Source organism: Nocardia halotolerans (assembly GCF_042650145.1).
GTDB classification, from domain to species: Bacteria; Actinomycetota; Actinomycetes; order Mycobacteriales; family Mycobacteriaceae; genus Nocardia; species Nocardia halotolerans.
Genome location: NZ_JBHSDL010000028.1, coordinates 20803 through 34167, shown reverse-complemented (window position 1 = coordinate 34167; position 13365 = coordinate 20803). Strand labels below are relative to the sequence as shown.

Here is a 13365-nt window from a genome sequence, read left to right as displayed (position 1 = left end):
CAGCGGCCACCGACAACCGCGCTACCCCACGGCCTTCGCCGCCGTCGCGGCCCGGGTGCGGGCGGCGGTGAGGCGACGGCCGATGATGCCGTGGCGCGGCGCGAACAGGTACACGAAGGCGAAGGCCACACCCTGGGTGACCACGACCATGCCGCCCGCGGCGGTGTCGAGGTGATAGCTCAGGTAGAGCCCGGTGACCGCGCAGCTCACCGACACGGTCGGGGCGATGACGAGCATGCGCGAGAAACGGTCGGTGAGCAGGTAAGCGGTGGCACCGGGGATGATCAGCATGGCCACCACCAGCACCACGCCCACCGCCTGCAAGGCCACCACGGAGGTGAGCGCGAGCAACGCCAGCAGCGCGGTTCCCAACAGGCGGGGATTGAGACCGATGGCGTGGGCGTGGGTGGCGTCGAAGGCGTAGAGGGTGAAGTCGCGGCGTTTGAGGACCAGCGCGAGCAGCACGATCGCCGCCAGGATCATGATCTGGATCATCTCCTCGCGGCTCACCCCGAGCAGATTGCCGAAAATGATGTGGTTGAGGTCGGTGTTGCTCGGTGTCACCGACACCAGCACCAGACCGAACGCGAACAATGTGGTGAACACGATGCCGATCGCGGCGTCCTCCTTCACCCGGCTGGTGTCGCGCACCACCCCGATCAGCGCCACGGCGAGGAAGCCGAAGATCACCGCGCCCACCGCGAACGGCCAGCCCAGAATGTAGGCCAGCACCACCCCGGGCAGCACCGCGTGCGAGACCGCGTCGCCCATCAGCGACCACCCGATCAGCACCAGCCAGCACGACAGCACCGCGCACACCAGGGCCGCGGTGACGGTGGTGGCCAGCGCCCGCACCATGAATTCGTAACGCAGTGGGTCGAGCAGGAATTCTTCGATGGTCATCGGTCCCCGTCCGCGTCCAGTCCGAAGGCTTTGGCCAGGTTCTCCGGGCGCAACACCACCTCGGGATCGCCGTGCTCGAGCACCCGGCGGTTCAGCAGCACCGCTTCGTCGGCCAGGCGCGGCAGCGCGTGCAGGTCGTGGGTCGACACCAGGATGGTGGCCCCGCCCGCGGCGAGTTCACGCAGCAGCGCGGTGATGGTGGCTTCGGAGCGTTTGTCGACACCGGCGAAGGGCTCGTCGAGCAGCAGGATCGTCGCCTCCTGCGCGATGCCACGCGCCACGAAGGTGCGCTTCTTCTGCCCGCCGGACAGCTGCCCGATCTGCCGGTCGGCGAACTCGGTGAGCTCGACGCGCGCCAGCGCCTCGGCCACCGCGGCTCGATCGGCCCGGCTCGGCCGCCGGGTGAACCCCATCTTCCCGTAGCGCCCGGTCATGACCACCTCGCGCACCGACAGCGGAAACGACCAGTCCACGTCCTCGGCCTGTGGCACGTAGCCCAGGCTGCCAGACTTGCGCGCCGCGGTGGGTCCGCTGCCGTTGATCAGCACCCGGCCCCGATCCGGCGTGACCAAACCCATGATCGTCTTGAACAGTGTCGACTTGCCCGAACCGTTCATCCCGATCAGTCCGCACACCCGGCCGGACTTCAGCGTCAGCTCGACGTTGTCGAGGGCGAGCACCTCACCGTAGTGAACTGTCACGTCCTGGATCTCGACGACGGGCGCGGCGACCACCGGCGCCGCGTTCGACGCGCTGTGCGCGGTCATCTCACTGCCCCGGCCAGTGCGCCCGCGATCGTGTCGGCGTCGTGGCGGATCAGGGCCAGGTACGTCGGCACCGGCCCGTCGGCTTCCGACAGCGAATCGACATAGAGCGTGCCGCCGTACCGCGCGCCGGTGGCCTCGACCACCCGCTGCATCGGCGCGTCCGACACCGTCGACTCACAGAACACCGCGGGCACATCACGCGCGCGGACGAAGTCGATCACCGCACCGATCTGCTGTGGCGTGGCCTGCTGTTCGGCGTTGACCGCCCAGATGTATTTCTCGGTGAGTCCCGCGTCGCGGGCCAGGTAGGAGAACGCGCCCTCGCAGGTCACCAGGGCCCGTTGGTCGGCGGGCACCGCGCTCAGCGCCGCGACGAGGTCGTCGTGCACCGCGCCGATCCGGGTCTTGTACGCCTCGGCGTTGTCCCGGTAGGCGGCGGAGTGGACGGGGTCGAGGTCGGTGAACGCGCGCACCATGTTGTCGACGTAGATCTGGGCGTTCACCGGTGACATCCAGGCGTGCGGGTTGGCCTTGCCCGCACCGGCGTCCTCGCCGATGTTCAGCGGCGCCACCCCCTCGCTCACCACCGCGTGCGGCACCTCGAGGTCGGCGACGAATTGCGCGAACCAGGCCTCGAGGTTGAGCCCGTTGTCCAGGATCAGGTCGGCCCTTGCGGCCTTCTTGATGTCGCCGGGAGTGGGTTCGTAGCCGTGGATCTCGGCACCCACCTTGGTGATCGACTCCACGCGCAGATGCTCGCCCGCGACGTTGCGCGCCATATCGGCGAGCACGGTGAAGGTGGTGAGCACCACCTTGCGGCCGTCGTCCTCGGCGCCCGCTCCACCGCACGCGGTGAGCGCGAAGGTCATGACACTCAGAACACAGGCCGCGAGCATTCGATGCGGCGAACGATGAAACCCAACCCTCATCCCGGAATTATATTGTTCGGGAGACCAAACTTTCAAGTTCAGTGGACTAAACAGTCGTGTCGACCAGTCACATTGCCCAAGGCGGGACGAACGTGGCGCCATCAGAAAGTTCGGCGCTGAAGCCGACCCGGACGGTCACGAGCAGCACCGCGGGTTCGGCACCCGGATTGGTGAGCGCGATCGTCGCACCGGCCGGCGCGACCGCCGCGTCACCCGGGCGCAGCGAGGCGATCTGCCCATCGATCGCGAGCCGAAGAACCCCACCGGCGAACTCCCCCTGCTGCTCCCGGCAGCCGCGGCCGAGGTACACCACGCCGTCCACGAGGCGGTGGCCGCGGCCGGGCCTGTACGCGCGCCGCCGACGCGGCCCTTGCGGCGTTCTCCGCGAACTGGGCACAGACATTGGGCACCGACGACGTCGAACAGATCCGCGCGGCGCTCGCACGGGTGGTGACGCCGCGCATGGTGCGTCCCAGCTGGTGAACGTGGGCCGTAACTCTTCGAGCCGCCCGGGCGATGTGGGAAGCGCGTACAGTCGAATCCGAAGACTTGGATTTTCAAAACCAGCGCGCGGTATCACGACGAGCGGCATACTCGGCATCGAGCGGTGACGCGCCACCGCAGCACCCGGACCACCGGTCCGGACAGCGCCCTCGTCACGCCACCGTTCCCTCGAATCCGGAGTTTCCATGTCAGCAACTACCACCGTTTCCACCACCGACACCGTCACCAGGGACAAGTACGAGCGGCTGCAGTACACCGGGTCCGCCGGTATCGTCGCCTCGCTCGAAGACCAGCGCCTGGTCGACCGCTGGCAAGCCGAATACCCCACCTGGCGCGGCGAACACTGGGCTTTCGAGGCCGCCGGAACCAGGAGTCCCGGACGGTTGCGCCCGATCAACGTCGTGGGGCGCCGTAGCTGAAAGCCGCGGGGCGCGGTCTGATCAGGCCGCGCCCGCAGCCGCCGGGCGCTCGGTGATGCGCGGAAACGGACTCGCCGCCTCCAACTGGTAGGCGAGATCGAGCAGCGTCCGCTCGTCACCGCGCCGGGCAGCGAGCTGAACCGATCCCGGCAGCCCGGTGGGCAGCAGGCCGTGTGGCAACGAAATGCCCGGTCCGCCACCGACATTGTTGAGCGGGGTGAATCCCACGTAGTCGACCAGCTTGGTGAACAGCTCCTCGAACGGCTGGCCGGGCGCGTGTTCGCCGATGCGCGGCGCCGGATGCGACAACACCGGGGTGAGCAGCACGTCCACGTCGGCGAAGTGCCGATCGTAGGTGGCGGTGCCCGCCCGCAACCGCCAGGCGGCGGCCGCCGAACCGAGCGGGTTGCGTTTGGCCAACCCGATCAGACCGGTGGTGAACGGGTCGAGTTTGCGCGGATCGAACCGGCCGCGCTGCCCCACCCGGAACGACAGCGCCATCACCGCCGCCATCACCGCCCAGTACTGCTTGAAGTCCGCGACGAACCGCGGATCCACATCCAGTTGCATCTCGACGACCTCGTGCCCCATACCCGCGAGAACCTGTGCGGCCGAGTCGAGTACCGCCCCGTTGGCCGGGTGCACGGACCGGCCCAGGATGTCGGCGCTGATCAGCCCGATCCGTACTCGCCGCGCACTCGGTCCTTCCACCAGCCCCACCGGCTCGAGCCCCGGGCTCGCACCGAACTTTTCGACACCGGCCAGGTAGTGCGCGGTGTCGCGCACCGACCGGGTGAGCACGCCCTCGGTCACCAGATGCACCGGCAGCTTGCGCGCGCCGGGCTGGTCGAGCAGCCGGTTGCGGGTGGGCTTGAGCCCGACCAGTCCGTTGACCGCGGCCGGAATGCGGATCGAACCGCCGCCATCGTTGGCGTGCGCGATCGGCACCACCCCGGCCGCCACCAGCGCCGCCGAGCCGCCCGAGGACGCACCGGCCGAGTACTCCGGATTCCACGGATTCCGGGTCGGTGCGCGATGGGTGAATTCGGTACTGGCGGTGAGCCCGAACTCCGGCAGAGTCGACTTGCCCAGCACCACCACACCCGACTGCAGGAACTGCGCACCGGGACCGCTGGTGACCGTCGCCGCGTGCGGGGTGAACGCCGCCGAACCATGGCAACTGGGCAGCCCGGCGATATCGGTGTTGTCCTTGACGAAGGCGGGCACCCCGGCGAACACACCCGAGGTCTCGGGAGTGGCGCTCGCCCGCTCGAAGCAGCGCACCTGCACCGCGTCCACAGTGGGATCGACCGCCTCGGTCCGAGCGACCGCGGCCGCGATCACCTCGGCGCGGCACACCTCGCCCGCGCGCAGCGCCTCGGCGACCCCGACCGCGTCCAGCGTGCCGAGTGCGTCATCGGTGAATCCGTGGACGGCAGAGCTCATGGTCGCAGCCTAATCCGCGGGGCCCGCGCTTCGTAGCGGTAACGAACTTCCGGACATCGCGCGGGCCCCGGCGAACTATCCGGCCGGAGCCGGGAACGGCTGGTTGATCGTGGTGAAGTACTGGATCACCGCGCCGACGGCCACCGGCGCGGTCACCAGGAGCTGTCCGGCCACCGTGCCGAGGGCGCCCATCGCCAGCACACCGCCCAGGCAACCGACGGCGGCCGCCGGGATGAACGGGCCGAACATGCCGACGATCGTGGCCGCGGCGATGGTGGCGCCGGCGATTCCGCCGAGTACGCAACCCACCGCGGCACCGCCGAGGCCACCGACGAGCGCCCCGATTCCGGCGCCGAGGCTGATGGTGCTGGTCATCCGGGACCAGGCGGCCTGTTCACGCTCGTATTCGGATTTCCACGTTGCCTTGTCCTCGAAGGGCAGGGCGACCGGCTGGTAGACCGCCTTGTCCATCGTCAGCTCGGGAGTGAGGGTGGCCGTGCGGCCGTCGACGCGAGCCGAGATCGGGAACCGGAAGTCGTCGACGGCGAAGCTCAGCGGTGTCGCGGCGACGAGCGTGCCTGCGGTGTCCCGGATTTCGAGCGCACCGTCGGCGATGGCCAGCGACCCGTGCTCGATTTCGATGATCGACGCGGTATCGGTGGCGTGGGCGGTGAAGGCGACCGGCTGGTCGGCTGCGACGGGCTGCGCCTGCGCCGCACCGGCGGTGACGGACAACGCCGCCAGCGAAAGCGCCACTGGCACAACGATTTTCTTCAAGAACATGGTGATTTTCCTCATCAACTTCGTAGTCGGCGAGATGCTCGACTGTCGCAACCATAACGAAAATGGTTATCATTAGCATCTTGCTCGAACTTGGGAGGTCATATGGGACATCTACTGATGGTGGAAAGCTGGGTCGGTTCGATGAGCACCCTGCTGCCGGCGGGCATCGAGCGCAGCGGACACCGATTCAGCTTCCTGACCAGGGATCTCGGGCACTACCTGCGAGCGGGTGCGCCCAGCCCGCACCCACTGCTCAGCGCCGACAACGTGTTCACCGCCGAGACCAACGACGAGGCGGCCCTACTGCGCTACGTCCGGGAACTGCACGACCTCTTCGGCTTCGACGGGGTGCTCACCTCGTGCGACTACTACCTGCCCACGGTCGCCGCGATAGCCGCCGAACTCGAGCTGCCGGGACCGAGCCGCGACGCGATGGCCGACGCCTGTGACAAATACCGGACCAGGCAGATCTGCCGGGCTGCCGGCGTGGCGGGCCCCGCCTTCGCCGTCGCCGAAAACCTCGACGAACTCCTCGGCGCGGCAGCGGAACTCGGCTATCCCTTGGTGGTGAAGCCGGTCGACCTGTGCGGCGGGATGTTCGTCTGCCGGGTCGACGACGAGCACCGGCTGCGTGCCGCCGCCGAGCGGATCGCCGGCTTCCCCGTCAACGCCCGCGGCCAGCGCCGCTCCCCCCGCATCCTGCTCGAGGAGTGCCTCGACGGCCCCGAATTCAGCGTGGAAACGGTGACCGTGGCCGGGCAGACGACGGTGATCGGCGTGACCGACAAACAGATCACCGGCGCCCCCGCCTACATCGAAGCGGGCCACATGTTCCCCGCCGCCCTCTCCCCCACCGAGCTGACCGCCGTCGTGGAGTTGGCCGTGGCGGCGGTCACCGCGCTCGGGCTCGACGCCACCGTCGCCCATACCGAGGTCAAACTCGGCGCGCACGGCCCCCGGTTGATCGAAGTGAATCCCCGGCCGGCGGGCAACCGGATCACCGAGCTGGTGCGCCGCGTCACCGGAATCGACCTCACCGCGGTCCACGCCGAGGCGGTGGCCGGCGGCACTCCCGACCTGACCCCACGCCACACCGGCATCACCAGCGCGGCGATCGCTTTCGCCGTGCCCGACCGCAGCGGGGTACTCACCCGGGTGCACGGCGCCGCGAACTGGGCGACCGACACCAGCATCGTCGAACAGAGACTGCCCGACCCGGGCACCGCCGTACGACCGGCGACCGACAACAACACTTACCTCGCCCACGTCATGGTGGTCGACGAAACCACCCACACCGCCGGGGATCTCGGGCAGTCGTTGATCGCCGGCCTGCACTTCGAACTCGATGTCACCGGCGGCGGCGCATGATCGAAGCAGCCCTGCGCCCCACCTCGATCGCCGAACTCATCAGCTGGGCTCTGGCCGGCCGCCTCGGCTCCGAAGCCGCGACGCTGCGCGCGTCGACAGCGTTTCGCACCACCTACGGCACCCAGCACGTCGGCCGCAACCGGCACTACCGCAACGAGGTGCTCAGCATCCGCGTCGGTGCGGCCGTCGGCTCATGCGGTCTCGAACCCCACACCGCCGGTGCCGATCTGATCGATCACTGCGTGGCCGCGACGGTGGCCGACCTGCTCGAGCACCCGGTAGCCGCGGTCCGCATCGCCGCCCTCGACGCCTACCTGATGCATGTGCGTCCACATCCGCACGCGGGCGGGGCACACGGTGCGCAGCTGGTGATCGACGGGCCGACCTCGCTGACGAAATCACGCCGCCGGGCGAGCGCCGTCATCGACCTGCTGCCACCCACGACGACCAAGGTGCTGGTCGTCGGCGTGGTCGGTTCACTGCTCGCCGAGCTGCGCGCGCGTGCCATCGCCTATCTGCCGTGCGACCACGCGGGCGGAGTCACCGAGTGGGGCGAACCGGTGTTCGAATCCGTCGAGCAGGCGCCCACCGACTACGACGCGTTGCTCGTCACCGGAATGTCGCTGGGTACCGAGACATTCGACGAGCTCCGCGCCACCGCGATGCGCCATGGCCTGCCCCTCGTGCTGTTCGCGCAGACCGGCAGCGCCGTCCTGCCGTGGTTCCTCGGTGCGGGTGTGCACGCGGTCTCGGCCGAGCCCTACCCGTTCTTCTCCCTCGACGGCGGGCCGAGCACCGTCGTCGCCTACCGAGAGCTGTCATGACGACTCCGCAACCCGCCCTCCTACAGCTGATCGGTCGCACCCCCACCGTGCCGATTCCAGCCGGAAACAGCTGGTACACCGCGAAACTCGAGTCGGCGAGCATCGCCGGGATGAAGGCCAGGGCCGCGGCATCGATGTTGCGGGCCGCCGCGGCCCGGGGTGAGCTCGCACCGGGCGCCACCGTCATCGAATCCACCAGCGGCACCCTCGGATTGGGGCTGGCGCTCGCGGCCAAGGCGCTCGGCCACCCGGTGCTGCTCGTGGTCGACGACGAACTCGAACCCGACCTCCGAGCACTGCTGCGCGCCTACGACGTTCGCCTGGACGTGGTCACCGAACCACATCCGGTCGGCGGCTGGCAGCAGGCCAGGCTCGATCGGCTCGCCCGGCTGCTCGCCGAGCACCCCGGGTCGTACTGGCCCGACCAGTACGACAACCCCGCCAATGCGGACGGCTACCGGGCGATGGGCGAGGAGATAATCGACCAGGTCGACACCGTCGACGTGCTGGTCGCCTCGATCGGTTCCGGCGGCCACTGCGCCGGGCTCACCCGGGTGTTGCGCACCCGATGGCCACGCATGCGGGTGATCGGCGTCGACGCGGTGGGCTCGCGAATCTTCGGACAACCCGACCGGCGACGCCTCATGCGCGGCCTCGGCAGCAGCATCCTGCCCCGCAACGTCGCCTACCCCGACTTCGACGAGGTGCACTGGGTGGGCGCCGCCGAGGCGGTGGCGTCGTGTCGGCGGCTGGCGGCGACGACCGGTCTCGCGGGCGGCTGGAGCACCGGCGCCGCCGGGCTGGTCGCGGGCTGGGCCGCCGCCCGCGAACCCGGTGCCCGCGTGCTGACCGTGTTCCCCGACGGCCCGCACCGCTACCTGCGCACGATCTACAACGACGACTGGTGCCACGCCAACGGCCTGCTCGGCACGCGGACGAGCACCCCCATCACCATCGCAGCCCCCGACAGCGCCGAAGTGAGCGGTTGGGGCCGATGTGAGATCGTGCGCGATCCGCTCGCCGAGGTGACGGCATGACCCGGTCCGCCGAGTGGCAGCCGAGCACACCGACGCGCTCCGAGGATGACGCATGAGCGGGCTTGCAACATTCCGAATGCTGCCCGGCGCGGTGCGTCTGCTGCTGGTGAACCACCTTGTCGGCCACATCGGTTTCTACCTGCTCATCCCGTTCCTGGCCGACTACCTGCTCGACGACCTCGCGCTGTCGGCCGCGGTCGTCGGGGTGGTGCTCGGGGTACGCAATTTCAGCCAGCAGGGCCTGTTCCTCGTCGGCGGTTCCGCGGCCGACCGGCTCGGTGCACGCGGTGTGATCATGGCCGGTCTCGCGATCAGGGCGCTCGGCTTCGCGCTGTTCGCCGTCGGCGGTTCGCTGCCGGTGGTGCTGGCCGCCGCGGTGCTGACAGGTTTCGCCGGAGCCGTGTTCAACCCGGCGGTACGCGCCTTCATCGCCCGCGACAGCGGTGCGCACTCGGCGCAGGCGTTCGCGCTGTTCAATGTGTTCGGCAACGCGGGTTCGGCGATCGGGCCGGTGCTCGGCACCCTGCTGATCGCGGCGGGTTTCCGGATCTCTGCGCTGGTGGCCGCGGCGATCTTCGCGGTGCTCGCGGTGGTGCAGTGGCTGCTGCTACCCGCTCGGCCGGTCCCCGCGCACGAGGGCGGAATCGGCGCCGACTTCGCAACCGTGTTCACCGATCGCCGGTTCTGGGCGTTCACGCTCGCGCTGATGCCGATGTTCGCCCTCATGAGCCAGATCTATTTCCTGCTCACTCTGCAAGCCCAGGACAGCGCGAGCCCGGGACACGGCCCCGCCGCGGTGGCCGCGCTGTTCGTGCTGGAGACGGTCGCGGTGGTGGCGCTGCAGGTCCGGGTCACCACCGTGCTGATGCGCCGGCCACAGCGCGGCCCCTCGATGGCGCTCGGTATGGCGATCATGGGCGCCGCGTTCCTGCTGCCACCAGCCGCGGCGAGCCTCATTTCGTTCGAAGGGGACCACCTGGCGGGCACGGTGGTGCGGGTCGCGCCGGTGGTCGGGGCCGCGGTGCTGCTCGCGATCGGGGTGACCGCGGTACAACCATTCGTCAACGAGGCGATCGGCCGATTCGCCGGAAGCCGTTTGACCGGAACCTATTTCGGTGCGTTCTACCTTGCGTCCGGTGTGTTCACAGTCATCACCACCTCGATCACCGGCGCGGTACTCGACCACACCGGTGGATCGCTGAGCTGGCCGCCCGCGTGCCTGTGCGCGGCGGCCGGAATGCTGTCGGCGATCGCACTGCTGCGGCTCCACCAGCGAAACCTATTGCCCGCAGCCGATGACCTCGCGCCATCATCGAGCCCAGTAGCGCGTCGAGCCGGTCCGAAAGCGGGTGCCGCTCATGCGGACTGAACTCGTCGAGCCGGGGATCGGCGTCGGCCGCGCGTACGGCAGCTGCGGAGAGCTGCTGCAGGGCGTCACCGCACAGGACCGGCACTTCCTCGTCACGCTGCCCATCCGGCGCGGCACGGTAGCTGTGTTCGAACCCGGCGGCGACCGGGTCGTGGTGGCGCCGGAAGGCAAGTCGAAGGCGCGGCGACTCGCGAGCGCCATGGTCGGCCGATCCCGGACATTGCGTGGCGGGCGGCTCACCCTGCACAGCGAACTGCAGGAAGGCAAGGGACTGGCCAGCTCCACCGCCGATCTCGTCGCCACCGCGCGCGCGATCGCCGACGCCGAAGGCCGCACCGTGCCCGTCGGCGAAATCGAAGCCGATCTGCGCGCCATCGAACCCTCGGACGGAATCATGTATCCCGGCGCCGTCGCCTACTTCCACCGTGAAGTCCGGCTGCTCGCCCGGCTCGGCACGCTGCCCGCGCTCACGATCGTCACCGGCGACGAAGGCGGATCGGTCGACACCGTCGAGTTCAACCGGGGCGAACCGGCGTTGACGCCCGCCGACAAACGCGAATACGAGCGGTTGCTGGCCGAGCTCGGTGTCGCGGTAGCGCACGGTGATGCCGCCGGGATCGGCGCCGTGGCCACCCGCAGCGCGGTCCTGAGCACGGTACTGCGTGAGCGCCGGCATCTGGACTCGACCATCGCGGCGGCGCGGGCGATCGACGCGCTCGGCGTCCTGGTCGCGCACAGCGGCACCACCACCGGCATCCTGCTGTCCGACGACGACCCGCGCCGACGCGAGCAAGTCGTCGCCGCCCAGCAGATCTGCGCCCGCTTCGCCCACTCGGTCGCGGTGCACCACTCGTGGCGACCCGACCGGAGCACCGACGCGCGCCCGTCCGCCCTCGACCACGCCCACCTGTCGACCGCCCCTCGAACAGAGAGCACCTCGCGATGATCACCGTCGACCAGATCCGCTTCGCCTACGACGGGCGAATCACCCTCGATGACATCAGTTTTCGAGCCGAACCGGGCACCACCGTCGGCCTGATCGGCCCCAACGGGTCGGGCAAGTCCACCGTATTGCGGCTGATGTACCGGGCCCTGCGCCCGGCAGGCGGGTCGGTGGTGATCGACGCGACGCCGGTACAGCAGTTGCGCGGGCGCGACCTCGCGGGCCGTCTCGCCGTGGTCGCGCAGGAAGCGCCACCGGACACCCCGGTCACCGTGACCGAAACCGTACTGCTCGGCCGGTCGCCGTGGGTCGGCGCGTTCCAGGGCTATTCCCGGGCCGACCGGATCACCGCGGCCGCCGCCCTCGCACGGGTCGGGGCGCGAGAACTGGCCGAGCGGCGTTTCGCGACGCTCTCCGGTGGCGAACGCCAGCGCGTACTCATCGCGCGGGCACTGGCCCAGCAGGCCGACCACCTGCTGCTCGACGAACCGTCCAACCACCTCGACATCCGCTACCAGCACGAACTACTCAGCCTCGTGCGCGGTTTGCACACGACCACCACCATCGTGGTCCTGCACGAACTGAATCTCGCCGCCCGCTACTGCGACCGCCTCGTACTCCTCGACCACGGCCGGGTCGCCGCCGCGGGCACCGTCGCCGAAGTCCTGACTCCCCAAGTGCTCGAACCCGTCTACCAGATCCAGGTACACCGGTCCCGCGCGTTCGGCGCCGTCCAGCTGCTCTTCGGCCCGGCCACCGCGCCCGACCCGGCTACCGAGCCCGACGCGCCGGTACCCGAACCAACTGCGGGTCCAGCGCCCGACGCCGCCGCCGGCGCGCGCTCCCCGGAAACCCCTGCGGCCGACCACGCAGCGGCAACACCCGGCCACTTGCCGCGCCACCCTGTTCCGTCCTCGGCCGACACGCGAAAGGCGGCCACCCGATGACCGCGACCCTGCCCGCCGCCGCGACCGTCGACGACCTCGACCACGCCCGCCACCGTGGCCGGACACTACTGCTGACCGCCGGTCTCGTCGTCGCGCTCGGTGTGACGCTGCTGGTCGCGGCCGGACTCGGACCGGTCGCGGTCCCGCCGGGCACCGTGGCGCAGATCATCGGGCACCACACCTTCGGGCACCCGGCGACCGCCGAGTGGACGTCCGCGCAGGACTCCATCGTCTGGCTGGTGCGAGTGCCCCGGGTGCTGCTGGGCGCGCTCGTCGGCGCGGCGCTGGCCATCACCGGCGCGGTCCTGCAGACCATCGTGCGCAATGTGCTCGCCGACCCGCACATCCTCGGCGTGACTTCGGGCGCCTCCACCGGCGCCGCGGTGTACCTGCTGTTCGGGGTCACCGCGGCGACCACGACGACGGCGCTCACCGCCAGCGCCTTCCTCGGAGCACTGGCCGCGACGGCGCTGCTGTTCGCGATCTCGCGGATCAACGGTCAGCTCACCTCCTTGCGCCTGCTGCTCGGCGGAGTCACCATCGGCTACATCTTCTCGGCGGCGACGAGCTTCCTGATCTTCGCCTCCGACCAACCCGAAGGCGCGCGGACCGTGCTGTTCTGGCTGCTCGGATCACTGGCGCCGGCGGCCTGGACTTCCGTGGCGACCACCGTCACGGTCCTCGCGCTGACGCTGATCGCGGTGCTGCTGCTGGCGCCGCGCCTGGACGCACTGGCCGCCGGCGACGACACCGCGCGCACCCTGGGCATCGCACCGAACCGGATCCGGCTCTACGCCCTGATCGTGGTGGCGCTGGCGGTCGGCTCGGTGGTGGCCGTCGCGGGGGCGATCGGGTTCGTCGGGCTGGTCGTGCCCCATGTGGCGCGGCTGTGCACCGGTGGCACGCACCGTCGGCTGGTGGTGGTCAGCGCGCTGATCGGGGCACTGTTCCTGGTCGTCGCCGATGTGGTGGCGCGCACCGCGTTCGCACCACGCGAGCTGCCCATCGGCATCGTCACCGCCGCCGTCGGCGCGCCGCTGCTACTGGTGCTGATCCGCCGGTTCCGCGCGGCCGGGTCGTCCTGAGTTCCCGTTACACCCGTTCCACCCATCGATGAGGAATACCC

At 69.9% G+C, this 13365-nt stretch carries 14 protein-coding genes; 8 read left to right on the top strand and 6 right to left on the bottom strand.

The features are described 5' to 3' along the window. Nucleotides 1–21: 21 nt before the first annotated feature. The 4 genes from ACFO5K_RS22320 to ACFO5K_RS22305 all read right to left on the bottom strand — a co-directional run bounded on the left by ACFO5K_RS22320 (nt 22) and on the right by ACFO5K_RS22305 (nt 2921). Nucleotides 22–903 (bottom strand): metal ABC transporter permease, encoded by an 882-nt coding sequence (locus tag ACFO5K_RS22320; protein WP_378566389.1) that lies wholly within the window; start codon nt 901–903, stop codon nt 22–24. Further along, the gene (locus ACFO5K_RS22315; protein WP_378566387.1) at nt 900–1670 is read right to left on the bottom strand and encodes a metal ABC transporter ATP-binding protein; all 771 of its coding nucleotides are present in this window, start codon (nt 1668–1670) and stop codon (nt 900–902) included. Before ACFO5K_RS22315 ends, ACFO5K_RS22320 begins: the two co-directional genes overlap by 4 nt. Next, on the bottom strand, nt 1667–2539 hold the full coding sequence (locus tag ACFO5K_RS22310; protein ID WP_378566384.1) for a metal ABC transporter substrate-binding protein: 873 nt from the start codon (nt 2537–2539) through the stop codon (nt 1667–1669). Before ACFO5K_RS22310 ends, ACFO5K_RS22315 begins: the two co-directional genes overlap by 4 nt. A 127-nt stretch (nt 2540–2666) precedes the next feature. Further along, nucleotides 2667–2921, bottom strand: coding sequence for a cupin domain-containing protein (locus ACFO5K_RS22305; protein WP_378566381.1), 255 nt, complete (start codon nt 2919–2921; stop codon nt 2667–2669). A 367-nt stretch (nt 2922–3288) separates the two neighbouring features. On the opposite strand from ACFO5K_RS22305, the gene ACFO5K_RS22300 reads away from it, so the two are divergent. After that, a complete protein-coding gene (locus ACFO5K_RS22300; RefSeq protein WP_378566378.1) occupies nt 3289–3522 on the top strand; it encodes a hypothetical protein in 234 nt (77 codons plus the stop codon). 21 nt (nt 3523–3543) lie between these two features. Here the strand turns inward: ACFO5K_RS22300 and ACFO5K_RS22295 are convergent, their stop codons facing one another. Then, nucleotides 3544–4968, bottom strand: coding sequence for an amidase (locus ACFO5K_RS22295; protein ID WP_378566375.1), 1425 nt, complete (start codon nt 4966–4968; stop codon nt 3544–3546). Between the two features lie 75 nt (nt 4969–5043). After that, nucleotides 5044–5751, bottom strand: a complete 708-nt coding sequence (locus tag ACFO5K_RS22290; RefSeq protein WP_378566372.1) for a hypothetical protein — start codon at nt 5749–5751, stop codon at nt 5044–5046. A 102-nt stretch (nt 5752–5853) separates the two neighbouring features. Here ACFO5K_RS22290 and ACFO5K_RS22285 point away from each other — a divergent pair, with 102 nt between their 5' ends. Genes ACFO5K_RS22285 through ACFO5K_RS22255 form a run of 7 tightly spaced genes read left to right on the top strand, consistent with a single transcriptional unit; the run spans nt 5854 to nt 13324 of the window. After that, nucleotides 5854–7119, top strand: a complete 1266-nt coding sequence (locus ACFO5K_RS22285) for an ATP-grasp domain-containing protein (RefSeq protein ID WP_378566369.1) — start codon at nt 5854–5856, stop codon at nt 7117–7119. Beyond that, nucleotides 7116–7943, top strand: coding sequence for a hypothetical protein (locus ACFO5K_RS22280; protein WP_378566366.1), 828 nt, complete (start codon nt 7116–7118; stop codon nt 7941–7943). The genes ACFO5K_RS22285 and ACFO5K_RS22280 overlap by 4 nt, the downstream gene beginning before the upstream one ends. Further along, the gene (locus ACFO5K_RS22275) at nt 7940–8980 is read left to right on the top strand and encodes a pyridoxal-phosphate dependent enzyme (RefSeq protein ID WP_378566363.1); all 1041 of its coding nucleotides are present in this window, start codon (nt 7940–7942) and stop codon (nt 8978–8980) included. The genes ACFO5K_RS22280 and ACFO5K_RS22275 overlap by 4 nt, the downstream gene beginning before the upstream one ends. Nucleotides 8981–9032: 52 nt before the next feature. Further along, nucleotides 9033–10349, top strand: a complete 1317-nt coding sequence (locus ACFO5K_RS22270; protein WP_378566360.1) for an MFS transporter — start codon at nt 9033–9035, stop codon at nt 10347–10349. Then, nucleotides 10339–11295, top strand: coding sequence for a GHMP family kinase ATP-binding protein (locus tag ACFO5K_RS22265; RefSeq protein WP_378566357.1), 957 nt, complete (start codon nt 10339–10341; stop codon nt 11293–11295). Before ACFO5K_RS22270 ends, ACFO5K_RS22265 begins: the two co-directional genes overlap by 11 nt. Then, nucleotides 11292–12239 (top strand): ABC transporter ATP-binding protein, encoded by a 948-nt coding sequence (locus ACFO5K_RS22260; protein ID WP_378566354.1) that lies wholly within the window; start codon nt 11292–11294, stop codon nt 12237–12239. The genes ACFO5K_RS22265 and ACFO5K_RS22260 overlap by 4 nt, the downstream gene beginning before the upstream one ends. Further along, on the top strand, nt 12236–13324 hold the full coding sequence (locus tag ACFO5K_RS22255; RefSeq protein ID WP_378566351.1) for a FecCD family ABC transporter permease: 1089 nt from the start codon (nt 12236–12238) through the stop codon (nt 13322–13324). The genes ACFO5K_RS22260 and ACFO5K_RS22255 overlap by 4 nt, the downstream gene beginning before the upstream one ends. Nucleotides 13325–13365 lie beyond the last annotated feature (41 nt).

Excerpts from the sequence above, each read along its gene's own strand:
- ACFO5K_RS22275 (WP_378566363.1), top strand. The coding sequence starts at position 7,940 with ATGACGACTCCGCAACCCGCCCTCCTACAGCTGATCGGTCGCACCCCC.
- ACFO5K_RS22265 (WP_378566357.1), top strand. The coding sequence starts at position 10,339 with ATGCGGACTGAACTCGTCGAGCCGGGGATCGGCGTCGGCCGCGCGTAC.
- ACFO5K_RS22255 (WP_378566351.1), top strand. The coding sequence starts at position 12,236 with ATGACCGCGACCCTGCCCGCCGCCGCGACCGTCGACGACCTCGACCAC.
- ACFO5K_RS22320 (WP_378566389.1), bottom strand. The coding sequence starts at position 903 with ATGACCATCGAAGAATTCCTGCTCGACCCACTGCGTTACGAATTCATG.
- ACFO5K_RS22295 (WP_378566375.1), bottom strand. The coding sequence starts at position 4,968 with ATGAGCTCTGCCGTCCACGGATTCACCGATGACGCACTCGGCACGCTG.
- ACFO5K_RS22300 (WP_378566378.1), top strand. The coding sequence starts at position 3,289 with ATGTCAGCAACTACCACCGTTTCCACCACCGACACCGTCACCAGGGAC.
- ACFO5K_RS22280 (WP_378566366.1), top strand. The coding sequence starts at position 7,116 with ATGATCGAAGCAGCCCTGCGCCCCACCTCGATCGCCGAACTCATCAGC.
- ACFO5K_RS22315 (WP_378566387.1), bottom strand. The coding sequence starts at position 1,670 with ATGACCGCGCACAGCGCGTCGAACGCGGCGCCGGTGGTCGCCGCGCCC.
- ACFO5K_RS22310 (WP_378566384.1), bottom strand. The coding sequence starts at position 2,539 with ATGACCTTCGCGCTCACCGCGTGCGGTGGAGCGGGCGCCGAGGACGAC.
- ACFO5K_RS22270 (WP_378566360.1), top strand. The coding sequence starts at position 9,033 with ATGAGCGGGCTTGCAACATTCCGAATGCTGCCCGGCGCGGTGCGTCTG.
- ACFO5K_RS22290 (WP_378566372.1), bottom strand. The coding sequence starts at position 5,751 with ATGTTCTTGAAGAAAATCGTTGTGCCAGTGGCGCTTTCGCTGGCGGCG.
- ACFO5K_RS22285 (WP_378566369.1), top strand. The coding sequence starts at position 5,854 with ATGGGACATCTACTGATGGTGGAAAGCTGGGTCGGTTCGATGAGCACC.
- ACFO5K_RS22260 (WP_378566354.1), top strand. The coding sequence starts at position 11,292 with ATGATCACCGTCGACCAGATCCGCTTCGCCTACGACGGGCGAATCACC.